Genomic DNA, 24069 nt, shown 5'->3' on the forward strand with positions numbered 1-24069 from the left:
CTTGCTTTTTATTTTCCAAACCCGCTCATTCTTCTCCATTAATATCCAGCACTATTTCACAAGCTGAGATATCCCCTTGAACTCTGAAGACCTTGCATCCCTGCACAGCTCAAAAAGTATTGATTCATACGTCGTTATTATGGCTCCCTCCTGCCTCATCCTTTCAACCGCAACATTCTTGTCGTTTTCCTTTCTAGATGATATGCAGTCTTCCACCACAACAGGTATATAGCCTTTGCCTAAAAGGTCCACAGCAGTTTGCATCACGCATATATGCGATTCTATTCCAGCCAGTATGACAAATTTTTTCCCCATGCCCTCTACTTCCTCTGCTATATGGTCGGCATCACAGCAGCTGAATGTCATCTTTTCCCTAGCCTCTACTTCCTCCAGTACAGCCCTTACTGGCTCTATGGTTTCTCCAAGACCTTTTTTGTACTGCTCCGTCATAATCATTGGTATGTCGAGTATTTTAAGTCCTCTTACAAGTTTCTCCATGTTTTCTATGAGCTTGTGATTGTAAAACATATGGGGAATGAATTTTTCCTGTATGTCTATTATCATAGCCGCCGTTTTTTCTCTAATAACTCTCATCTCCATTTTCCTCCTAAGCCTAAACTTTTTATTTATTCTACCCTATAATAGATACCCAAATAAGCCTTGTTAGAACTCTCAATTCGAACGGCACCTTATTCCAATGGCAGCATCAGCTTTACACTTGCGCCCGAAAGTATGCTTCTTGATATTTCTATTCTTCCTCCATGCAGGTTTGCAATCTTATCGCTTATCGAAAGCCCAAGGCCGCTTCCCGGCATGTTCGGATTTCCCTTGTAGAATTTCTCTTTTACCTTTTCCATATCATCATCGGGTATTCCGCAGCCGTCGTCTTCAACACATATGTATGCGTAGAGCCCTTCGACTCCAACACTTACATGTATCTCTCCCTCCCCGAATTTGGTTGCATTTTCCATAAAGTTTATGAGCACCTGCTTTATCCTGTCCCTGTCACAGCTTATGTTCAATGTGTTTTTCTCAAATTTGCATTTTATGGATATGCCTTCTGACTGCGCCTTGGACCAAAACTGCCTGACCGTGTCCGTGCAAAGGGGTATTATGTCCACATTTTCCCTCTTCAGTGTCATTTTTTTCGAGCTGAATCTCGAAAAGTCGAGAAGCTCCTCAACAAGATTTATGAGGCGGTCCGTTTCTGAGGCTATTATCTGCAGGCCTTCCCGCGTTTCCTCCTCGTCATCCATGTCCCCTCCGAGTATTGTCTCGCTCCAGCCCTTTATTGAAGTCAAGGGCGTCCTTATCTCATGCGATATCGACGATATGAATTCGTTTTTTATACTGTTGCTCTTTACTATTTCATCAGCCATGTAGTTTAGAGTGTCAGCAAGTTCACCTATCTCGTCTTCGTTTTTTATGTCGGCCCTCAGGCTGAAATCTCCCCCCGCCATTTTCTCGGATATCTCCCGCAGGCTCTTTATAGGCCTTATTATTCCCCTTCCAAGAAGGGCGCTTACCACAAGGGCCGCAATCAATGCTGCAACGCCCACGAGCGCTATCCTTGCTATAAGCGCATTCACCGTTTTGTCGACATCCTCCATTGAGGTTATATACCTTACAACACCTGTGATCTCATCGGCATAATAAAGCGGAGCCGATACCGATATGACCTTTTCAGATGTTCCTACATTCTCGCCAAGCCAAGAGCCTATCTCGTCCCTTTCAACCGCACCTTTAAAGTCCGGAGTGTCCACATATTCACTTGAATAGAACCCGCTCGAAGACTCAAGCACGTTGCCATTTTTGTCTATTATCTGTATCTCCAGGTATTCATCCAGAGAAAAATTTTCCATCATGTATTTGGCCTTGTCTTCAAGCCTTTCATACTTCATATAGCTGTTGTAGAATTCAGAAGATGCAAATGCCCTGCTCGAAAGGGACTGCTCAATATTCCACCTGTAGTAGTGTGTTATTCCGGCGTAAAACATCACCTGGAATATGCCTATAGTCAAAATGCTCACCGCCGCATAGCTTAGTATGAGCTTTCTCCTTATTCCCTTCAAGCCTGTTCCCCCTCGCACCATCTGTATCCGTATCCCCAAAGAGTTTCTATATACCTCGGCTGCGACGGCTCATCCTCTATTTTACTTCTAAGCCTTCTTATGTTGACGCTGACTATCTTCATGTCCCCTATATAGTTTTTCCCCCATATTTCATCCAGTATGTGGTCTTTGCTTATGTTTTTGCCATCGCTCTTCATGAAAAGCTCAATCATCGAAAATTCCGTAGGTGTTATTTCTATTTCCTCGCCTGCCTTGAAAAGTCTTCTTTCATCCATGTCAAGCACAAACGGACCCGACTCCAGTTTGCTTGCGGCCTTTTTTTCTCTGCTGCCGACTCTTCTTAAAAGCGCATTTACTCTTGCCATGAGCTCACTTGGGCTGAATGGTTTGGTCACATAATCATCAGCCCCCGTGTCAAAACCCTCTATCTTGTCTTCTTCCTGTGATTTTGCCGTAAGCATTATTATTCCTATTTCACTGTCGCTGCTTCTTATGCCTTTGCAAACCTCAAATCCGCTTATTCCAGGCAGCATGACATCCAAAACCGCCACGATTATGTCTTTGTTTTCTCTAAACAGCTGCAGGGCCTCCTCACCAGTCGACGCCTCTATTACTTCAAACCCCTTTCTCTTGAGGTTTATCCTTATGAAACTTCTTATTGCCCTTTCATCTTCAAGAAGTAGTATCTTTGCAGCCACATATATTGCCTCCCCGCTATCTCAGTATTTTAAAATTGTCAAATATCTCGTCCCTTGTCATTATCATATTTCTGTACTCATCGTCGGCCAGTTCTGTTATTTCATTGTCCTTGTAGTCACTCCTCAAAATATATCTCGCTCCGTCTTTTCCTTTTATCCCCATGAATCTATTCAAATCTTTATACTGGTTTTTATTGTACTCAAGTTCCGAATTAATCGTAAATATGGTGTAAATCGGAATCACTTTTTGGGCATTTTTTTCAATATAGCTTATGGTGATCCAGCCCGGCTTTTCTCCAAAGCCGGACCTTGTAACAGTCATATTGTCATTCCACCTTTCGGGAAACAAAAGCTCATATCCTTCCGACGAGTTCAAAAAACTCTCCCTTGAAAGTCTAAGTCCGCCGTCCCCGTCCCACTTGTACCATCCCCATATCCACGGGATTGATAATTTCGGGGCATCCTCATATCCCAAAGGTCTTATGGGCTTTCCTATCTCAACCACCCCGTCCCCGTCGACATCACTGCTGTCAATTTCGTACACCTTGTACGTCTCTTCGTATATTTCGTCAAACTGCGCATATTCTCTATAAGTTTGTCTTTTAAATACTCTCTCAAGCATTGAATTTTCTACAATAAGCACCTCAGTGGCAAAAGACTCGCTTGAATATCTAAAGTCAATGAACACTCCCTTTTTGCCTTCAGACAGCCTTCCCGACTTCACCGAATAGAAATCGGTTATATATTCATATGGCTCCAGCTGCAATTCGTCTGTCTTTTCAACTGACTGGTCTCTATATTTGAAAAGCTGCGCATATACGCCATCTTCGCCGTACTGCCCCTGCAAATTCAGCAGCACTATCTCAAATGATCTGTCGCTGTCCAGATTGTCTATTGCCAGCTCGTCATATTCACTCGAAAACACCTTTTCAAGTCTTGCATTGTTGAATCTGTATATATAAAGCTCCCTATAGTCTTTTTCATTTGCATGGGCCTCCCATCCTATTTGTATTTCGGACAGTCCGTCATAATCCATGTCTATAAAGCTCACATAGTCTATCCCTTCTCCTGGAGCCTCTATGTCTGTCATCTTTTTAAGCTTGCCCCCATCCTGGCCTATTACAAGCATCCCATATCTCGGATGCTCCCTGTATTTGTAAAACGCTATTATTTCGTCTGTTCCGTCGGCATTTATGTCTACAAAATTTATGGCTGCAAGCTTTTTCATCTCTAGCGGTGCCGACAATACGCATTCCTCCGGTATTGTATTTGAAATAAACTTTCTTATCTTTTCCTGGCCTCGGCTGAGGCGCGGCGGCTTCATAAGCTCTTTTGGCTCTTTAAGGAGCATATCACTGCACCCTGAAAATACGAGTGCGGCTAAAATCACAATGGCTGCAAGCCTTTTTTTTACATCCACTAATTTCTCTCCTTTGCATATCCTCTGTTTTCACATTGAATTTTATAAGTCCTTTGTCATTGATTCTCTACACCTACTATAATAAATCATTTTAGTAGGCTATTGTTTACAAATTTATTACGTTTAAGGCACATCCATATTATTTATGGTAAAATACTTTATATGGCCTTTTAAAAACAAAATATTTCTGGCATTCAGCTGGATTTTCATAAAGGGGTGTGAATTGTGGAAGATTTCGAAAAGATATCTATTGAACAAATTTCCAAAAAAGAGTTGCTGCTTATTCTCAAGTCTCTTGAATTCACTTTTGAAAAGACGGGCATTGATGAATTTGTACAGCTTAAAAGCAGTATACTTGAAGAGCTTTGTTTCCTGACTGAATCTTCATCCGAGGACTTCATGAAATTTCTAGAAAAATAAATATCATAAGTTTAAACTGTCTTTATTTTCACATAACAAACAGGGGCCCATACTGAGCCCCTACTTTTTTTTGAATCTAAATACATATTTTCCAGCTTTCGCTTTTATTTGAATGTTCAATACGCCCTCCGACATGAATACGTCCTCGACAATCACGTTTCCCATTATTGGGTCAGCAAAGAGTTCTCCCTTTTTCAGGCGCACAAGGTTTCTGGGGTCGCCTCCTTCCTGAAGGTATTCTTTTCCTATCGAGTATTCCCTGAGCTTTAATATATAATCCACCATACTGCATAGGAATTCCCAGTTTTCTATGCCCAGCTTCAATGGGTCTTCCTCAATCTTTACGCCTGCCGCTCCCATAAGCGCTTTTTTGACGCTCAAAAGCTCATTATCGCTTTCATCGAAGTCCTCTATGAATATCTGATGCAGCACCCTCAAAAGCGCATCTACAGGATTTTTCTCGCCTATGCCTTCAAGGTCTCCTCTAAGCAGCCTGTCAAGTTTTTGCATTGAATATATTCTGGCCTTTTCAACGTTTATTATGTCCATGCTGCCACTGCATTCAAAGCTTATGTTTGCAACTTCGCCTTTTAAATATTCCGCCAGCTCCTCTATGTCTATGCCTGGCTTTTGCAGTATTTTATGGTATGCATTGCTCAGCAGCATTGCCGAAATCATGTTCTCATGCTTTGATCCAAAAACAGCATTGGCATATGCACTGATGCTTTTTACAGCCTCGAGTTCTGATGCATTTTTATTCTTGTTCGATGCAATCACGCAGATAAGAGGGGCAAGTCCGTATATGCCCCTCTTGTGGTTTTCAAAATAGTATCTATAGTATAAAAGCTCGCCTTTAAGCCTTTTTTCGTCTATGCGTACGGCTTTTCCCTCTTTGTCGTCCACAAGGGATTTTGCGTTTAATACTATGAGATTTCTTATGTTTGCATCATCTGTCAAAAAAGAATATGCTATGGAATTTCTTATTCTTTTTTCCATGCCGCGCCTCTACATTCTCTCTGGAGATTCCACACCAAGAAGAGTAAGAGAATTTTTTATTGTCTGTCTTGTCGCATCAACAAGTGCCAGTCTTGCGTTTTTGAGCGTCTCGTCGTCTATTATTATCTGGTTGTTGTGGTAGAACTTGTTGAATGCCTTTGCAACGTCCATAACGTATCTAGAAACCACATGAGGCTCGTTTTTAGCGCATGCGTCCGCAACTGCCTTTGGCATCTTTTCAAGTTCCTTTACAAGGTCGAATTCGTCCGCAGCCGTAAGAACAGAGTAGTCTATGCTGTCTTTGTCGTACTCTCCCGCTTTTCTAAGTACAGAGCACGCTCTTGCATGAGTGTACTGAACGTATGGCCCAGTCTCTCCTTCAAAGCTAAGTGTTCTGTCGAACGAGAAAGTGTAGTCCTTTATTCTGTTGTTGTAAAGCTCCTGGAATATTACAGCGCCTATTCCAACCTGTCTTGCAACCTGGTCTATGTTTTCAAGGTTTGGATTCTTTTCCTTTATTATGTCTGTTGTCTTTTCAACAGCCTTTTTTAGAACGTCCTCAAGGAATACAACTCTTCCCTTTCTAGTCGCAAGAGTTCCCTCTTCAAGGCTCACAAGGCCGAAAGGCACGTGCTCGCACTCGTTGGCCCAGTCAAAGCCCATAAGCTCTAGTACTTTGAACCACTGCTTGAAGTGAAGATTCTGCTGAGATGCAACTACATATATGTTCTTGAAGAAGTCGTAGTGCTCTTTTCTGTAAACTGCGGCAGCTATGTCCCTTGTTATATAAAGAGTAGACCCGTCGCTCTTTCTTATAAGAGCCGGGGGCATAGAGTGCTCTTCAAGATCCACAATGTCCGCACCTTCAGACTTTTTAAGTATGCTCTTGTCTTCCATTATGCCCACTATTTTGTCCATCTTGTCAGAATAAAAGCTCTCTCCGGCATATGAGTCGAATTTGATTCCAAGCATGTCATAAACTCTTCCAAACTCAATAAGCGATACGTCTCTTATCCACTTCCAAAGTCTTTGAGCCTCTTCGTCCCCGTCTTCAAGCTTTTTGAACCACATTCTCGCCTCGTCTTCAAGCGCTGGCTCCTTCTCAGCTTCATCGTGGAACTTTATGTATATCTTAAGAAGTTCCTTTATAGGGTTTTCCTGTATTACCTTTTCGTCTCCCCATTTCTTTATGGCAACTATGAGCTTTCCGAACTGAGTTCCGTAGTCCCCAAGGTGGTTGACTGTCACCGTGTCGTATCCCATTGCATCATATATCTTGTGTATTGAGTTTCCTATCACTGTACTTCTTATGTGTCCTATGTGAAAAGGCTTTGCTATGTTTGGAGAAGAAAACTCCACTATTACCTTCTTGCCCTTTCCAAAGTCGCTCTTTCCATAGTCTGCTCCCTTTGAAATCACTTCATCCACAACGGATTTTGCCATTGAAGACTTGTTTACGAAGAAGTTTACATATCCTCCGGCAGGCTCTGCCCTTTCAAGGTATTCGCCATTTTCAACCTTCTCTGATATTTCCTGGGCAATCATGTTAGGAGCCTTCCTGAATATCTTTGCAAGCTTGAAGCATGGGAAAGCGTAATCCCCCATCTCCTTGTTAGGCGGTACCTCTATCGATTCCAGTATGCCTTCCAGCTCAAGCTCTTCAACTTTTTGGGCTATGGCATTCGCCACGTCCAATTTATAATCTCTCATTTAAATTTTCCTCCCGTTGTCGGCTTAACCAAACTGCAAAAGACTCTGGATTAATAATTTTCCAGAGTCGAACCCCTAAGGGGATTTTTTGTAAAGCCAAATTGTATTTCTGAATAAATGATATATAAAAAATCGGATAAAATCAAGGGGCAAAAGAAAATGAAGGCAAAAACCTTCATTTTCAGTCTTTTTTAAAGATATTTTTTGATGCCCTTTTCAAGTACATTGTCGTAGTCTATAAAGCCGTATATATCATCGCCGAACGAATCGTCGAATTTTTGGAACTCTTCAAGGCTAAGGTCTTCTATCCCGCAGCCCTTGTCCTCGCAGTATATCACTATCTGTCCGACTATTCCGTGGGCGTCCCTGAATGCAACTCCCTTGTTTACAAGGTAGTCTGCAACCTCTGTTGCATTTAGGAATCCATGCTTTACGGCCTTTCTCATATTGCCCTCGTTGACCTTTATTGTAGAAAGCATCCCATTCATCACCTTTATGCAGGCCATAACTGTGTCAAGCGAGTCGAAGAACTGCTCCTTGTCTTCCTGCATGTCCTTGTTGTATGCAAGCGGAAGTCCCTTTAGAGTTGTAAGAAGCGACATAAGGCTTCCGTAAACCCTTCCAGTCTTTCCTCTTATAAGCTCTGCCGCATCAGGATTCTTCTTTTGAGGCATTATACTGCTTCCAGTCGAAAAAGCATCTGACATGTCTACAAATTTAAACTCCTGGCTGCTCCATATTATAAGCTCTTCGCTCAGCCTGCTCATGTGCATCATTATTATCGAAAAGCACGAGCAAAGCTCAAGAAGGTAGTCCCTGTCGCTAACTCCATCCATGAAATTGTCCACGGGCTTTTTAAAACCAAGCGCATCACTTGTGACATTCCTGTCTATATCGTATGTCGTTCCAGCAAGCGCACAGCATCCAAGGGGACTCTCATCAAGTATGTCTATGGCGTTTTCAACCCTCTTCTTGTCCCTTGAAAACATGCTGTAGTAAGCCATCATGTGGTGCTTGAACGTTACAACCTGCGCCCTTTGAAGGTGGGTGTACCCAGGCATTATGACCCTGTTTTCATCCGCCAGCTTTTTGATTGTCTCCAGAAGCAACCCAAGCTCATTTGCAATCTCGATTGCTTCTTCCTTTGCGAACATTCTCATGTCCACTGCAACCTGGTCGTTTCTAGATCTTGAAGTGTGGAGCTTCTTTCCAAGCTCGCCTATTCTCTTTATGAGGTTGACCTCCATGAAAGAGTGTATGTCCTCATAGTCACCTTCCACTGAAAGCTTTCCGCTTTCGATGTCTTCGAGTATCGACTTTAATCCTTCCTCTATCTTACCGGCTTCTTCGCCAGTAAGTATATTGCATTTTGAAAGCATGTTGACATGTGCTATGCTTCCCACTATGTCCTGCTTGTAAAGTCTTCTGTCGAAAGGAAGCGATGTGTTGAAATCTTCCATCAGCTTGCTTTCTTCTGTTTTAAATCTTCCGCCCCATAGCTTCATATCTCATACCGTCCTTTTTATTTTACGCTTTATTTTTCATTCTTTTTGTTTGTCATCGCCTGTATCTTAAGAGGCAGATTGAATATGTTTATGAATCCTGTAGCATCCTTTTGGTCGTAGAAGTCACTTGCTCCAAATGAAGATATGCTGTGCTCATAAAGCGCATATGGAGAATCCATTCCAGCGAATATTATATTACCCTTGTAAAGCTTAAGCTTAACCCATCCAGTAACAGTCTCCTGAGTCTTGTCTATGAATGCGTCAAGAGCTTCTCTAAGCTGGCAGAACCAAGTTCCGTTGTATACAAGCTCTGCATATTTAAGCGAAAGCATCTGCTTGTACTGGTATGTCAATTTGTCAAGGCAAAGATGCTCAAGCTCCTTATGAGCGCTCATCAGTATTGTAGCTCCCGGTGTTTCGTATATTCCTCTAGACTTCATTCCTACTAGTCTGTTTTCAAGTATGTCCTCTATTCCTATTCCGTGCTCTCCGCCTATCTTGTTAAGCTCTGCAAGTATTGCCGATGGCTTCATTTCCTTTCCGTTGAGCTTTACAGCCTCACCGTTTTCAAAATAAAGCTCCACGTACTCAGCCTCGTCCTTTGCATCTTCAAGGGTCTTAGTCATAATGTATAGATCTTCAGGCTGCTCATTTTTAGGATCTTCTATAGCCCCGCCCTCGTGGCTTATATGCATAAGGTTCATGTCTCTTGAATATATCTTTTCCTTTGTGACTGGAATTTCTATTCCCTTTTCATTCGCATAGTCTATGGCATCTTCTCTTGAGCTTATGTCCCATATTCTCCAAGGAGCTATTACCTTTATGCTAGGGTCAAGCGCTGCTATTGCGGCCTCGAATCTAACCTGGTCATTTCCCTTTCCAGTACATCCATGAGCTATGTACTTGGCTCCTTCCTTGTGTGCTATTTCAACAAGCTTCTTTCCTATAAGAGGTCTTGCGATAGAAGTTCCCATAAGGTATTTATCTTCGTAAACCGCATTTGCCTTTATAGCCTTGTATACATAGTCGCTTACAAACTCGTCAACCACGTTTTCAATATAAGCTTTTGAAGCTCCTGATTTTATAGCCTTTTCTTCAACCTTGCTCATATCGTCGTCCTGTCCCACGTTTATGCAGGCAGCTATTATATCTAAATCGTAGTTTTCCTTTATCCAAGGTATTATTATAGATGTGTCAAGTCCTCCAGAGTACGCTAGTATAACTTTTTCTTTCATGTCATATATCCCCTTTCAATTGTTAATGTAAGTTGTATGCTCTTTATTTTTTATAATTTTATAGTATGCCTGCAGCCGGGTAAAATCAAGACCGCAAGCTGTTTTACTATTTTAAATTCATACCTGTATTAATTGTCTGCAAGTTCTGTAGCAGCAGCCACGAACTCGTCTATCTTTTCGTCATTCATAAGTCTGTCAAGTGTAGCATCCACAGCCGCTACAAAATCCGTGCTTCCCTTTTTAATCGCTATTGCAGATCCGCTGTCTCCAGTGTTGAAGTCTATCTCTGCAACCCCAAGATCGTCATTGTTTTTCGCATAAGCCTTTCCAACAGGGCTTTCAACTATTATCGCGTCAACCTTGTCGCCTTTAAGTTCAAGTATTACGTCTGCAACCTTTCCAAGGCCCTTTATCTGATCTGCAGGAACTACACCCTTTGCTATTTCTTCCTGAAGCGTTCCCTTTTGAACTCCTATCATCTTGTCCTTAAGGTCTTCTGGAGTCTTGAAGTTTTCAACTTGGTCCGCCTTTACTATTACCGACTGTGTTGCAACATAGTATACTTTTGAGAAGTCTACGCTTTTCTTTCTTTCTTCCGTCGGAGTCATTCCCGCAATTACCATGTCTATCTTTCCTGTATTCAGTGCTGCAAGAAGTCCTTCAAACTTCATGTCCTTTATTACAAGCTCGACTCCAAGGTCGCTTGCTATCTCTTTTGCTATTTCAATGTCAAATCCAACTATCTGGTCTTTTCCATCTATTTGCTTGTGGAATTCGTACGGAGGATATGAAGCACTAGTTCCTATTACAAGCTGTCCGCTTTCCTTTATCTGCTCAAGCTTTGTCTTTGCAGCTTCTTGAGCCTCTTCCTTTTGCCCACACCCTACAACAGAAAATACAATCATTACCGAAAGTACAACAGCCAATATCTTTTTTAGATTTTTCATAAAACATCTCCCTTTCAATTTTTTAGATTTTTTATAAATTCAAATATTAATAGCATTCCAAGTTTCAGTTTTTTGCAGCTTTTCACCTCCCCATCTTCTTTTAATACCCAAATCAGGCATAGTCTTAAATGTAAAATTGTAATAAAAAAAACCCCGCACTTACACTAACGTAAGAGACGAAGCTTATCCGCGTTACCACTCTTCTTAAAATGAGCCCGCCTGCAAAGTCAGACAGTATACTCATTTTCACTCAAGGCCCTTAACGGGGGCTTCCGGATTTTCCTACTCGATTTCTCTTTCAGAAAACCTCTTCATGGGTACGCTTCAATAAAACCTTTGTTCCGGACTCTCACCAACTCCGGCTCGCTTTGACAAAACGATTTATCTACTCTCCCAATCAATAGATTTGAACTCTTATTCAATATATTTGTGTAAAATTGTAATAAAAAAACCCCGCACTTACACTAATGTAAGAGACGAAGCTTATCCGCGTTACCACTCTTCTTAAAATGAGCCCGCCTGCAAAGTCAGACAGTATACTCATTTTCACTCAAGGCCCTTAACGGGGGCTTCCGGATTTTCCTACTCGATTTCTCTTTCAGAAAATCTCTTCATGGGTACGCTTCAATAAAACCTTTGTTCCGGACTCTCACCAACTCCGGCTCGCTTTGACAAAACGATTTATCTACTCTCCCAATCAATAGATTTGGTTATCATTTTTTATAACTCTCACACCACCATATTTATCTGATGTTTTCGCAAGTTAATTCTTGAATAAGAGTATAGTCTGTTTATCAATCAGAGTCAACCCCTAAATATTTTTTTCTTATAAAAAAATATTTAAACACCTGGATAAATCATATGATCCCAATGAATTTCATTCCCGCAACCACTGCAACAGCAACTGTAGCTACAAAAAGCATGGCAGCCCTTTTACTTTTGCCCTTATATGTCTCATTTATATATTTTCCACTTATGTAGCTATTGAGGTCGTTTTGGAATTTGAAACTTCCCCTTCCTGTCTTATGTCTTTTTTTCTTTTTCTGGGGCTGCTGTATATCTATGGTTATCATAAGTTTCCACCTCCAAGTATTTGTTCAATTAAAATTTCATTTTTTATTTTATACCCCGTTTAAGCCCATTAGAACAAAATTTCATATAGAAATATATAAACTCTACGGTTTCCGCAACATATGTTCACATTTTATTATACATCAAATCTGGTGCAACGACCAAAATGCAAAACAAATGTTCACTATGCAATATTTACAAATACGAATTTCATGCCAATTAAAAGGCCAAGCGTATGGAATTGAACCATTCCATACGCTTGGCCTTTTTGTGTTATCCGTGGTGATGGCCACATCCGTTTCCGCTTGCAGCCTCCATGAGCTTGTTTTCATCTAGATTCCTTATCCTCTTTGACATGAAATATGTCAGGGCTACAGCCGCAGCCGTTCTTGCCAGTAGAAGCACCCATCCATTGGCCCCGACCGCCACGAATATTAGCGTGTCCTCGAACACCGCATGGCAGTTTATGAGAAAAAGCACCATAAGCACCACGTCTTTTTTAGTGAGGTTGCCCTCCTTGCTGCTTTGGACTATCACGCCTGCTCCATATGAAAGTCCGAATACAAGACCCACTATTAGAGGAAATGACGCCTCCTTGGACATGCCGAAAAATTCAGTCATGGGCCTTAATATGTCAGCAATCTTGTCAAGAACTCTGCAGTCCTTTAGAACCTGCATTACAATCATAAGAGGCACAACTATCATACCTATGCCTGCAACAGATTTAATGCTTCCGTATCCCGCATCCAGTATTATATCCATCATAGAAGTGCACCTCCGATGTGGCCTGATGCCACTCCCGCTATAACCATCATAGCAAGCCTTGTAAATACCGCCTTAGAAGCGCTTGTCCCAAGCATTTTTACAACAGCCGTCTCCATGAAAAGAGAGTGTGAAAACGAAAGCATGAGAGCTATTGTAGTCGCCTGGTGAACAGTAAGATCTATCGCGCTCATGGCACCGATTGCAGCATATATGTTGAGGCAGTTTCCAAGCACAAGAACTATTGCAGCCTCTCCCGGAAGGTTGAACAGTGACATTATGGGACTGAACAGTTTCGCTATTATGTCTATCATTGCCGTGTGCTGTATTATGGTTACAACAAAATATACCGGGATAACTATTTTTGCTAGAAAAGCAGTAGTCTGAATGCCTTTAGCGGCTCCCGCTTTTACTGAATTAATCATAAAAACTCTCCTTTTCAAAAAATTCAATTCTCCCAGTCACTATAACCGGATCGTTAGTAATAGTCTAACACCACTTTATGTAAATATCAAAGCCAATACAGCAAAACCCCGCAAAATAGAGGATTTTTCTCTTGTATTTGCGGGGTTCATTATTTATATAGTCTAACAGGTCTGAATGTCTCAGATTCTGTATAACGCTTTTACTTTACAGCGTTGAGGTTCACTATTTTGCTCTCATCTATAGACTTTACGTCGTTGCATCCAGTAAGTATCATCGCCTGGTAAAGCTGGTTTCTAAATGTATCGATCACAGTCTTAACGCCATCTTCATTTCCTGCTACGGCTCCCCATATCACCGGTCTTGCAGCGAGCACCGCATCTGCTCCGAGAGCTATGTATTTTAGTATGTCAACGCCTTCCCTGACATTTCCGTCTGCAAGTATTGTTATCTTGCCCTTTACCGCTCTTGCAATCGCCGGAAGCGCCTCAGCAACCCCCATCGTGTGGTTTAGAACCCTTCCTCCGTGGTTTGAAACGACTATCGCGTCCACCCCGGCTTCAACAGCAAGCTCTGCTTCTTCAGGTGTCATTATTCCCTTTAGTATGAATGGAAGGTCTGTTGACTTTTTGATCTGCGCAAGGTCCTCTACGCTCTTAGGGCCTACAGGCTGTCCAAAAAGAGCCATTGTAACAAGCCCAGCTCCGTCTATGTCCATTCCAACCATCTTGACTCCAGCCTCTTCAGCCATTTTTATTCTCTCTATTACAGCATCGTTTTCTCTTGGCTTTATTATTGCAATTCCTTCTCCGCCAGCCCTTTTTACGCTGTCAAGCCCGGCCACGTAAAATTCAGGCTTTCCGCTGTCTCCAACCATGGCCATTGTACCGGCGGCTTTGCTTCCCTCTACAACAGCATCGCAGTACTGCTCTTCTGTAAGATATCCTCCCATGTTGATTCCGCTTCCCGTAACAGGAGCCGTAATCAGAGGAAGTGAAAGCTTTTGTCCAAGCACTTCAATGCCTGTGTCTGGATCTTTTGAATTGTGAAGGGTCCTAAGCACAACCTTAACATTCTTGAGAGCTTCAAAATTCCTCTTGAATGCATCCCCTGTGCCTGCTCCACCCATTCCTGGAACCTGCCCTGCGCAAGCCACTCCGTTGCACTCTCTGCATACATTGCAGTATCCCTTCATACGCTCTCTTGCAAGCTGCTTTACATCTTTTATGTCCATATCCCAAAACCCCCTTGAATTTATCTAATATTTCATATGCCACAGTCACTATTTTATCAGATTAATGCTAAAAGTCTCCATGAAATTTCTCAATATTCACAACATTCCAATGCAAGTTTTTATAAGTCCATATCGCTCATAACCTCTACGCCTTCCCTTTTAAGAAGCGCGCAAAACGCTCCGCACCCGTCCTTTAGAGTTCCTGAAAATTTTCCGTCGTAAATACTGTGAACTCCGCACGAAGGGCTCTTTTCCTTGAGCAAAGCCATATTGCAGCCGGTCATTTTGGCTATTTTCAAGGCTTCTTGTGCTCCTTTTACATAGGCCTTTGTAAAGTCATACCCGTCTTTTGAAAGCACACGGCTTTTTCCATCCAGAACGTCAAATCCGCCTCCGGAGTCTATTTCGGCAGGAGGCCTTGGAGTACAAAGCCCACCCAGTTGCTCCGGACATACAGGCACAAAGTCTTTGCCCTTTAAAAACTCCATGACGTTTTCACTGACGGCGTCTCCCCCGTCATATCTGCAGCTCACGCCTAAAAGGCATTCCGCTACAAGTATCTTGCCTTTGCATTTTGACTTGTCCACTCTTTATTTGAGGTGCACGACTGTAACACCTGCTCCTCCTTCCCCGTAGCCTCCATCCCTGGCGCTTTTCACATGGGAGTGCTTCTTGAGCATCTGCTTTATTCCCGATTTCAGCACTCCGGTTCCAATGCCGTGTATTATAGTCACTTTTTCAAGTCCTGCAATATATGCGTCGTCAAGGTATTTGTCCACCTCGTACATTGCCTCCTCAAGGTTCATGCCCCGAAGGTCTATCTCCATCTTTACGCTCTGCGACTTGCTCTTCATTATCTTTCCTGCTCCAGAGTGTTTCTTCTTCGACTCATCTTTTTTGATCCTCTGAAGAGAGGCATAAGGAAGGTTCATCTTCATTATTCCTATCTGGACAAGGGCCTCCTTTTTCTTTTCATCCGTCGATATTACGCTTCCCTTTTGTCCAAGCGTTATAACCTCGACTTCTTCTCCCTCTTTGAGGCCCTTTATCTCTTTCTTTGCAGCCTTTGGAAGTATCAGCTTGTCCACGCTCTCATCAAGGCTTCCCATGGACTTTTTCATGTCATGCCTTAGCTTTTCAACCTTTTTGCCCATTTCGCTGCTGTATCCGGACTTTTCGAGCTGCCTCAGCTTTTTGACTATTTCGTCCGCCTCGGCCTTGGCCTTTTTGAGAATATTTTGAGCTTCCCTCTTTGCCTCGGACACTATCTTGTCCCTTTGAGAAGCCACCTTTTCCCTCTTCTCCTCAAGGTCTTTCCTCAGCCTTTGTGCCTCCTGCTTGTCCATGAGTGCTCTTTTGCTGTCCTCTTGAGCCCTTTGCCTTTTTGTCTCTATATCCTGAAGAAGATCTTCAAACTCTATGTTCTCCCTGCTTATAAGCTCTTTTGCATTGTCTATTATATAGTCGTCCAACCCAAGTTTTTTTGATATTTCAAATGCATTTGACTTTCCAGGAACACCTATAAGAAGCCTGTATGTCGGGCTGAGCGTTTTTACGTCAAATTCAACGGATGCGTTTTCGACTCCTGGCTTAGTGAGCGCATAATGTTTAAGCTCGCTGTAGTGTGTTGTGGCTATTGTCCTCACCCCTAATTTATAGAGGTCGTCAAGTATTGACATGGCAAGTGCCGCGCCTTCTACAGGGTCAGTTCCCGCCCCGAGCTCGTCAAACAGTACAAGCGAATTGCTTGTAACATTTTTAGTTATCTCCACTATGTTTGTCATGTGTGAAGAAAATGTTGAAAGGCTCTGCTCTATGCTCTGCTCGTCCCCTATGTCTGCGAATATGTCTTCAAATACGCACATGCTCGTTCCATAGTCCGCCGGTACGTGAAGCCCACTTTGGTTCATAAGGCTGAAAAGCCCCACCGTCTTAAGCGTAACTGTCTTACCCCCTGTATTCGGACCGGTTATTACAAGGGTTGTAAAATCCTCCCCAAGCCATATATTTATGGGCACAACCTGATTTGATGGTATAAGTGGATGCCTTGCATTTTTTATCCTAAGCTTCATGTCATTTGAAATGCTTGGCTCTATGGCCCTCATGCTGACAGAAAGCTTGCCTTTTGCAAATATGAAATCTATTTGGGCCAGAGTGTCAAGATTCACGCCTATTTCTTCTTCAATTTCTCCAACCTTTCCAGAAAGCTCCCTGAGTATTCTCTCTATCTCATCCTTTTCAGATATCCTAAGCTCCCTTAGCTCATTGTTCATGTTTACAACCGACATTGGCTCTATGAAAAGAGTCGCCCCTGACGATGACTGATCATGGACTATTCCAGGCACGTTGGACTTGTACTCGTGCTTTACAGGAACCACGAACCTGTCCCCTCTTATTGTCACTATTGCGTCTTGAAGATATTTTTGATGTGAAGCCGACGTTATTATTGCATGCAGCTTCGACCTTATGGCTTCATTTTTTTGAACTATCCTTCTTCTTATGCTCCTAAGCTGCGGACTTGCAGAATCGGATATCTCATGTTCACTTATTATGCTGTTTTCTATCTCCTCTTCAATATCCCTGAAAACTGAAAGGTTTTGGGCAAGCGATGCGAGTATCGGATACTCCTCGCTTCCCTCCCTTTTTTCTATGAACGACTTCATTCTCCTTGCAGCCCTGAGTGTGTCGCATACAACAAGAAGATGCCCCGGGTCAAGTGACGATCCCATGCCTGCCCTTCTTACAAGGTGCCTTGCGTCGTGTATCCCTCCAAGGGGTATGTTTCCTGATTTTAATATGAGCGATTGAGCCTCGCTTGTCTCTTTCTGCCAGTGCTCAACCTCTTCAAATGAATTCGAAGGCTCAAGCTCATCCGCAAGTTTTTTACCAAGCGACGAACTCGCCCTTTCCTTCAGCATATCTATTATTTTATAGTACTCGAGTACCTTAAGCGCTTTTTTATTCATCTCCTATAATATTCCTCCATAACTTACTTATTCTCCAAATTTAAGACTATCACATTTATATGTTGGAGTTCAAATATTTTTGATATTATTTGGTTTTTGATTCCATAAGCACTTTTCACTGCAATCCATTATCAAGCCAATCTTTAACAAACTATAGTGCTAACTGTTCGTTTTTAATCAAAATCACCCCTATTTGTAAATTCCCTCCTATAAAACATGTCTAATGTGGTAATATATTAATGTGCAGTTCATATAGCATACATTTCACATGTATCCTATGGAGTTTTTGTATAATAAAAGAAAGGAGCAGTAATATGTCTTCTTCACCAAATCCAGTCAGAAAAAAAATACGAAATGGAAGACCTAAACCATTTAAAATCATGACAAGGACTCTTATATTCCTTGGATTTATTTTCTATTCGCTGCTGAGCTTCGCTTATTTTTTCGAGCCCGAATTTTTGTCTAATTGGACTAAGTTTTATTTTTACATATACCCATTTATTTTTCTTGTTTATGTATACACTTTCAAAATGGATTGTAAAAAGGGCAGAAAAAAATGCCTTTCGGCTGCCATTTTCAATATTTTATTTTTAGCACTGATCTCCACTTTTGTATTCTTCATATCCGGAATAATAATGAACCCCGGCTCAGACAAAAACAAACTGCATATTGCAGTCACAGTGTTTTTCATGGGTGGCGTAATGCTGTTTGACTTTTTCATATTCGATTACATGCAAAGCCTTTTCAAACCAAAGTCATGTAAAGTCAAAAAACCTAAAAAGCCGGCGCAAAGGCAAGCTGTAAATGCATCCAGGCCTTCAAATACAAATTCAATCTCTAACGCCTCCGCATACGCGCCTCAAAATCTTGAAAATACAATAGAGATAATATATGGAAGCCAGCTAGAAGGCTGCACCGCTAAATCTTCAAATATAGTCAGCAGCAAAGAAATGCTTTAAAACAATCCCGGCCGCATGCGGCCGGGATTGTTTTGATTTACATCTTGTGAAACTCCATTCCTTCTAATAGCCGTCGCTGTAGGGCGGCTCATCCCTGTCCTCATTAAGCTCATCGTCTGTAAGGATTTCTATCACTCTCGGTCTTGTACTGCTTTCCACTACTATCCAGACATAGTCGCCTTCGCTGATGTCTTCATATTCCTTATCGTCGTCCTCTTCATACAATACGGTATTGCTTCCGGAGTTATTCAATTGAACTACATCATCCTGCCCATTTGAAGGAGTGGGGTCAATTTCCATAATATCTCCCCTTTTTTCCACGACCACTCCATATACTATATCAAATTTGTTTGAATCCTCATCCTTTATAAGCTCCATCTCGTCACTTTTTATCCTTACTATATACGGCCTTTGTTCGTCAATCTCGTCAAATTCCAAATCTTTGACCTTGACTTCAAATAGCCCCTCATCATATTCTTCGAATTCCACATAGACGTCTCCACCCGAAACCCATTTTTCTATTATATATACAGCCCTATAGTCAAATGAACCTTCTGGAGCTTTCAATTCTTCCCGTTCTTGCTCCCGTTCTTGCTCCCGTTCTTGCTCCTGCTCTTTGTCCATATCCTGAGGTTCCCTGTCCCTGTCCCTTTCTCTTTCCATTTCCATATGGGCTATTGCCCTGTCAATCATTACAATTGCCTCCGCCCTTGTAATATTGTCCTGTGGCCTGAAGTACCCTTTTTCATCTCCGGTTGTTATGCCATTTTCAAACCCAAATCCTACAGCTTCTGCGGCCCATCGTGAAACGTCATTATAATCCATTATCTCAGGTACTAAAAGTGTGTACTCTTCAATCCCCTCGGCTTCAAATATTCCATAAATAGCATATATTGCCTCCTGCCTTGATATAGGCTTGTCCGGCCTTACGCTGCCGTCTTCATATCCGCTCAGATAGCCAGCTTTTACGCCTTTTGCTATTTCATCGTAAAACCAGTCTGATTTCTTCACATCGCTAAACTCCATTCCAGCCTTCTCAGTGAACATGAACGTCCTGTTTATCATTGCAGTGAATTCAGCTCTTGTAACCATGTTCTCGGGTCTCACACTGCCATCTTCGTATCCCTTTATCCAGCCATTGTCCATCCATTTTTGAATATGCTGTGCAGCCCAATGGTTTTCATACTGATTTAAATTTTGAGCCCACACCAATTGAGAAATTAAAACTATAGAAACAGCAAACGTAAATAACCTCTTTAATCCTTTCATGGCAAAACCTCCTTAATCTCTAATATTTAAACCCTCACATTGTTTTTATACCCATCCTTTTTCTTTTCAGTAAACTTTTAAAATTTAATTTGAAAATCCATTTCGGCACCCTCAAATAAAAATGCACACGTGATTACGTGTGCATTTTTATTTCACTATTTAATTGCAGTATATATCCACCCTTCTTTTTTCACCGTCGAATTCAACTTTTAAACCTGCGATTTTAAGGTTCTTTACAAGTACAAGCATTTCGTCTGCATAATTGTACAAGTCTATTTTCTTCTCACCTATGCAGGCCTTTATATCAGTATATGTTACGTATGCAGCAGCAATTTGCGCTTGGTCAAACTCCCAATCCTTACCGTCCCCATTTAATTGACCTTCTGCCCTTGAAAGATATATCACATCGCCATCTTCATTGAATGCCGCGTCAAAACCCGCACCCTTTAAATCCTCAATATATATTGCCATATTTCCTCCGATGTTGACGCTCCTGACCTTTTGGCCTTCCACGTACACGCTTATGTCAGTGCCTTCTACAGTTGCTATAACCAAGTCATTACCATCAGGCGCAGGCACTGAAACATCCATGTCCTTCATATCAGATGACATGTTTATAATATTTGCTTTTTCCATATCGTCCACTATTCCTCCGTCTGTTCCAAGGTATCCCTTCGCAAGATTCGGGTATTCGCCACCAGCCCAAATCCCATATCTCGGAAGAAATATTCCATGAAGCTTTATTTCATAATGCATCAAATAGTTTTTGTCTCCTATGAGCTCCATTGAATACGGTATGTCAGTTTCATTTTGCCCCACTTCAAAAGTTTTGCTTATACACTCATCCGGATTATCCGCGTTGACAGCTTCTACCCTGATCTCTCTGAGCCCGTCACTGAACAATGTCTTTACATTATCTTCAAACCTTATGCTGCCCGACAATTTTGCCTTTGGAAATATCTCCATGTTGAAATTCTCATAGTCCACGCTGTAGTCATCCATTCCGCATACAAACATTCCATAGTTTTCAGCAGGCTGTCCGTCTTCGTTGGTAAGCTTTCCATCGATATAATTTTCATTTTCTTCAATCTCATAGCCTATGAATATATCCTGGTACTCCAGTTCGTATGAGCTTTTTTCCTTTTGTACAGACTGCTCATCCATGAAATACTTTATAGAGTTCCCTCCTTCTGGTATGCTAAATGGATATTTTGCAATCTCTTCAGGCGCTCCCTTGTATCCATATGTATACACCACCAGATTCCCAGAAAGTCCTCCATTTGGCGCAGTCTGACCTTTTGGAAGGCTTATTTTTCCTGAAAGCTTGAAACTTCTATCTTCTTCATCGTAATCCCGAAATACCATCATGTCCGGGTTCTCTTCAAGCTGCCTTGCAGATATTAGAGAATATCCCCCTATATTGTATGAATTCATTTTAGCCCCGTCTATCCATATTTCAACATCACTTTCATATATGCTTCCGCTTTCCTTAATGTGGCTTTTCGTTCCTGTAACCTGCTTTCCCTCTTCAAAATCAATTACAGTTATTCTGTTTTTTTCATCCCAGTCCACACTGTAGCCATAATCGGCCAAATTTTCTGCAACTATATAGAGTTCTCCGTCGACTACATATGATGGAATCCATTCCCCATAGTATCCGTCAGTCCTTCCAAGGTTTAGCACCGCATCGCTGATTCCAAAGCTTCCTATTGTCTTTCCAAGGTCCTTGTGCTTATTTTCAAGCCTTTCAGCGCTGAAATATTTGAATCTTCCGCTTCCCAAATCCACAACTCCCGGAATGTCAGTCTTAACTGAATATTCACTGCTTTTAAAATCCTTTCTTACATTCTGCCTTACTGACATCTTTTCTCCTTCAGAAAGATGTTCATAGTATGATGCAAAATCCTTCCTAAGTTTCAATATATCGCCGCCATATTCTATGTATATGTTCTGTTCTTCCTCGTATACTATTTTGCCAAGCTTTGCAGCCTCCTGCGCATTTACATTTTGAAACAATAATGTGAAAATAATGACAGAACATGCTGACAGCATTTTAAAAAACCTCATTACAATCCCTCCCATGCAATATTCAATTTGTATTTTTATGTCTATACCTTCTATAATTAACCAAAATAAAGCAGCCATTAACACTTTATTTTAATACTACAGCATTTTCCTTAAAAACAGCTTAAATCCCCGTATTTCAAGAAATAAAAAACAGGCCGCCATCAAAATAGAAATTGAGATGGCGGCCTGTTTTTTATTTTTACACCGTGAATTTATCAGTTCCCTGTTCTAGTATTTCAACTATCTTTTTCAGATTATTGACTTCGGCTTCTATTATTTTGACAGATTCCATATTATGCTCCACTGTGGCTGCAACTTCTTCAGTCCCTGCCGCACTTTCTTCCGCTATCCTCGCAAGTCCATTTATGGCATCCACGGCATGCTGTGCGCTCTCATTTAGTCTGTTCGAGTCGTCAGACATATTTTTTATCTTGTTTGCAACGTCCCCTGCAGAAGCTATTATTCTTTTAAGAACCTTTTCCATTTCATGAACGGCTTTTTCCTGCTCGACTATTGTGGTTTCAGTTACGCCCATTTCATTTACCGTATCGTTTATGCACCCTTGTATTTCGTTTATAAGGGCGTTTATCTTGTCAGTGGAAGCCGAAGACTGCTCTGCAAGCGCTCTAACTTCGTCTGCCACAACGGCAAATCCCTTCCCCTGCTCGCCCGCTCTGGCGGCTTCTATTGCTGCATTGAGCGCCAGAAGGTTTGTCTGCTGGGCTATGCCCTCTATGGTGCTTACGATGTCACCAATCTGATCCGATTTTTTAGAAAGCATTTCTATGGAATTTGAAACCTTGTTTGTGGCCTCTTTGCTTTCATTCATTTTTTCAAGCTGGAATTTCATCTGATTTGAACTTTCTTCAACTATCTCCATGGTCTCAACTGTAAGCCTTTCACATTCCACAGCATCACTGTTCACTGCGGAAAGTCCCGATATTATCTGGTCCACCATTTCATTTCCAACCTGGGTGCTTTCAGCCTGTTCAACAATTCCACCTGCAAGTTCATGCACGGTGGCTGTGATTTGCTCTGAAGATGAAGCCACTCCCGCTGAAACGTCAACAAGCTTTGAGCATGATTCTATTACATCTTCAGTGGTCTGCTTTATTTCAAGTATGAGGTTTTGAATGTTCGAACCCATCTCTACAAATGCTCCTGAAAGCATTCCTATTTCATGCTTTTTCATGCTTAAAGATTCAAGCTTTTCATGTTTTTTAAGGTCGCCCTCTGCAATTTTTTGTGCATCGCTCGTTATCATCATTATGGGATTTATAACCAGCTTGCTAAGGAATACATATATGAAAAGTATAAGTATTACTACCGAAATCAATATCAATATTCCATTGGTCAAAAGCATTTTTGTCAGCGGCTCATATATTTCGGAAATAGGCATGAATACCACGAGCTTCAGACCCGTATCGCCTATAGATGTATACGACGATAAATACTCATTGTCTTCAAGTTTGATTTTTCTGGAGTGCAGATTTTCTCCTGCAACTATCTCCTGTCCATATTCATTCAGATACTGGTCATTTTCCTGGGTTATGTTTCCGTTCATATTCTTTGACGAGTCCCTGTGCCCCAGATAGTAGCCTTCCTTGGATACTATGAATGCAAATCCACCTTCCCCTATTTTTATATCGCCTACCTGCTTTTGCAGCTCTTCAAGGCCTATGTCTATTGTAACCACGCCGGCCTTTTGCCCATTTTTGCTTATAGGGCTTGTGACCGTTATCATGGGAACACCCGTAACTGCATCTGCATAGGGCTCGCTCCATACTATCTTCTCGTTGCTGTTTATTCCATCAGCATACCAGCTCTGGCTGAAATAGTCTTCTTCAGGGTTGCTGTAATCCCATGTGAGTATTATCTGTCCGCCGTCCTTGTACATATACGGCCCGTAATATTCATGTTCATTATCATACTGATAGGGTTCAAGCCAAAATCCCCCTCCAACTGTGAACTCGTCGCTCTTTATGTACTCTTCAAGGATATCCAAAAGCATTCCAGTATCATATCCGGGCATAGTCTCCATGTTGGATGCATATAGCTCTCCCGACTTGCCCCACTTCGAAAACATCGAATTTATGGAAGCAGCCTCCTTTTGAACCCTCGTCTGAAGGAATAAGTCTATTTCCCTGGACATGTGCTTTCTCATATTGAAGTTTCCTATTCCCGCCTGGATTACAGACAGCATCACTATTATCACTGCAATTGAAACCGATACTATGCTCTTAATACTCTTCATTAAATGTCCTCCCCTGTTGTATATTTTGCCATGACTACAGATTCACGCTTTGTCGACTATT

20 protein-coding genes and 2 other annotated features are annotated in these 24069 nt (G+C 41.8%); of the genes, 2 read left to right on the forward strand and 18 right to left on the reverse strand.

The window, feature by feature from the left end; genetic code table 11:
- Positions 1–51: 51 nt before the first annotated feature.
- The 4 genes from BUQ87_RS08390 to BUQ87_RS08405 form a co-directional block, all read right to left on the reverse strand.
- Entirely contained in the window at positions 52–594 is a 543-nt protein-coding gene (locus tag BUQ87_RS08390; protein WP_038262491.1) for a hydrolase, read from the reverse strand.
- A gap of 95 nt (positions 595–689) precedes the next feature.
- Complete coding sequence (locus BUQ87_RS08395) at positions 690–2072, reverse strand: sensor histidine kinase (RefSeq protein WP_052635951.1); 1383 nt, start codon at positions 2070–2072, stop codon at positions 690–692.
- Positions 2069–2770: a response regulator transcription factor gene (locus BUQ87_RS08400; RefSeq protein ID WP_038262482.1), complete on the reverse strand. Its 702-nt coding sequence runs from the start codon at positions 2768–2770 to the stop codon at positions 2069–2071. Before BUQ87_RS08400 ends, BUQ87_RS08395 begins: the two co-directional genes overlap by 4 nt.
- 16 nt (positions 2771–2786) lie before the next feature.
- Positions 2787–4190 (reverse strand): hypothetical protein, encoded by a 1404-nt coding sequence (locus tag BUQ87_RS08405; RefSeq protein ID WP_038262480.1) that lies wholly within the window; start codon positions 4188–4190, stop codon positions 2787–2789.
- A gap of 225 nt (positions 4191–4415) precedes the next feature.
- Here BUQ87_RS08405 and BUQ87_RS08410 point away from each other — a divergent pair, with 225 nt between their 5' ends.
- A complete protein-coding gene (locus BUQ87_RS08410; RefSeq protein ID WP_038262478.1) occupies positions 4416–4610 on the forward strand; it encodes a hypothetical protein in 195 nt (64 codons plus the stop codon).
- Positions 4611–4670: 60 nt separating this feature from the next.
- On the opposite strand, the gene BUQ87_RS08415 is transcribed toward BUQ87_RS08410, so the two are convergent.
- The 11 genes from BUQ87_RS08415 to BUQ87_RS08465 form a co-directional block, all read right to left on the reverse strand.
- Positions 4671–5606 (reverse strand): hypothetical protein, encoded by a 936-nt coding sequence (locus BUQ87_RS08415; protein WP_038262476.1) that lies wholly within the window; start codon positions 5604–5606, stop codon positions 4671–4673.
- A gap of 9 nt (positions 5607–5615) precedes the next feature.
- A complete protein-coding gene (gene argS, locus BUQ87_RS08420; protein ID WP_038262472.1) occupies positions 5616–7316 on the reverse strand; it encodes an arginine--tRNA ligase in 1701 nt (566 codons plus the stop codon).
- A gap of 191 nt (positions 7317–7507) precedes the next feature.
- On the reverse strand, positions 7508–8821 hold the full coding sequence (argH, locus tag BUQ87_RS08425; RefSeq protein ID WP_038262469.1) for an argininosuccinate lyase: 1314 nt from the start codon (positions 8819–8821) through the stop codon (positions 7508–7510).
- Positions 8822–8850: 29 nt separating this feature from the next.
- Positions 8851–10056 carry an argininosuccinate synthase gene (locus BUQ87_RS08430; RefSeq protein ID WP_038262465.1) on the reverse strand — a complete coding sequence of 402 codons (1206 nt, stop codon included), beginning with the start codon at positions 10054–10056 and terminating at the stop codon, positions 8851–8853.
- Positions 10057–10184: 128 nt separating this feature from the next.
- Positions 10185–11003: a transporter substrate-binding domain-containing protein gene (locus tag BUQ87_RS08435; RefSeq protein ID WP_038262462.1), complete on the reverse strand. Its 819-nt coding sequence runs from the start codon at positions 11001–11003 to the stop codon at positions 10185–10187.
- A 169-nt stretch (positions 11004–11172) separates the two neighbouring features.
- Positions 11173–11413: a binding site (T-box leader), on the reverse strand.
- Positions 11414–11472: 59 nt separating this feature from the next.
- Positions 11473–11713: a binding site (T-box leader), on the reverse strand.
- A 147-nt stretch (positions 11714–11860) separates the two neighbouring features.
- The gene (locus BUQ87_RS08440) at positions 11861–12076 is read right to left on the reverse strand and encodes a hypothetical protein (RefSeq protein ID WP_038262459.1); all 216 of its coding nucleotides are present in this window, start codon (positions 12074–12076) and stop codon (positions 11861–11863) included.
- 271 nt (positions 12077–12347) lie between these two features.
- The gene (locus BUQ87_RS08445; RefSeq protein ID WP_038262455.1) at positions 12348–12839 is read right to left on the reverse strand and encodes a nucleoside recognition domain-containing protein; all 492 of its coding nucleotides are present in this window, start codon (positions 12837–12839) and stop codon (positions 12348–12350) included.
- Positions 12836–13261, reverse strand: coding sequence for a nucleoside recognition domain-containing protein (locus BUQ87_RS08450; RefSeq protein WP_052635949.1), 426 nt, complete (start codon positions 13259–13261; stop codon positions 12836–12838). The genes BUQ87_RS08445 and BUQ87_RS08450 overlap by 4 nt, the downstream gene beginning before the upstream one ends.
- A 200-nt stretch (positions 13262–13461) precedes the next feature.
- Positions 13462–14493 (reverse strand): alpha-hydroxy-acid oxidizing protein, encoded by a 1032-nt coding sequence (locus BUQ87_RS08455; protein WP_038262451.1) that lies wholly within the window; start codon positions 14491–14493, stop codon positions 13462–13464.
- Positions 14494–14612: 119 nt separating this feature from the next.
- On the reverse strand, positions 14613–15080 hold the full coding sequence (locus tag BUQ87_RS08460) for a 2-thiouracil desulfurase family protein (RefSeq protein WP_242943815.1): 468 nt from the start codon (positions 15078–15080) through the stop codon (positions 14613–14615).
- A gap of 3 nt (positions 15081–15083) precedes the next feature.
- Complete coding sequence (locus BUQ87_RS08465) at positions 15084–17459, reverse strand: endonuclease MutS2 (RefSeq protein WP_038262448.1); 2376 nt, start codon at positions 17457–17459, stop codon at positions 15084–15086.
- 689 nt (positions 17460–18148) lie between these two features.
- On the opposite strand from BUQ87_RS08465, the gene BUQ87_RS15475 reads away from it, so the two are divergent.
- Complete coding sequence (locus BUQ87_RS15475) at positions 18149–18418, forward strand: hypothetical protein (protein ID WP_207647178.1); 270 nt, start codon at positions 18149–18151, stop codon at positions 18416–18418.
- A gap of 63 nt (positions 18419–18481) precedes the next feature.
- Here the strand turns inward: BUQ87_RS15475 and BUQ87_RS08475 are convergent, their stop codons facing one another.
- The 3 genes from BUQ87_RS08475 to BUQ87_RS08485 all read right to left on the reverse strand — a co-directional run bounded on the left by BUQ87_RS08475 (position 18482) and on the right by BUQ87_RS08485 (position 24008).
- Positions 18482–19687 carry an S-layer homology domain-containing protein gene (locus BUQ87_RS08475; RefSeq protein WP_038262442.1) on the reverse strand — a complete coding sequence of 402 codons (1206 nt, stop codon included), beginning with the start codon at positions 19685–19687 and terminating at the stop codon, positions 18482–18484.
- Positions 19688–19846: 159 nt separating this feature from the next.
- Positions 19847–21754, reverse strand: coding sequence for a hypothetical protein (locus tag BUQ87_RS08480; RefSeq protein WP_038262439.1), 1908 nt, complete (start codon positions 21752–21754; stop codon positions 19847–19849).
- 199 nt (positions 21755–21953) lie between these two features.
- The gene (locus BUQ87_RS08485; RefSeq protein WP_038262436.1) at positions 21954–24008 is read right to left on the reverse strand and encodes a methyl-accepting chemotaxis protein; all 2055 of its coding nucleotides are present in this window, start codon (positions 24006–24008) and stop codon (positions 21954–21956) included.
- Positions 24009–24069: the final 61 nt, after the last annotated feature.

The organism is Peptoclostridium litorale DSM 5388 (assembly GCF_900141635.1).
Taxonomy (GTDB): Bacteria; Bacillota; Clostridia; order Peptostreptococcales; family Peptostreptococcaceae; genus Peptoclostridium; species Peptoclostridium litorale.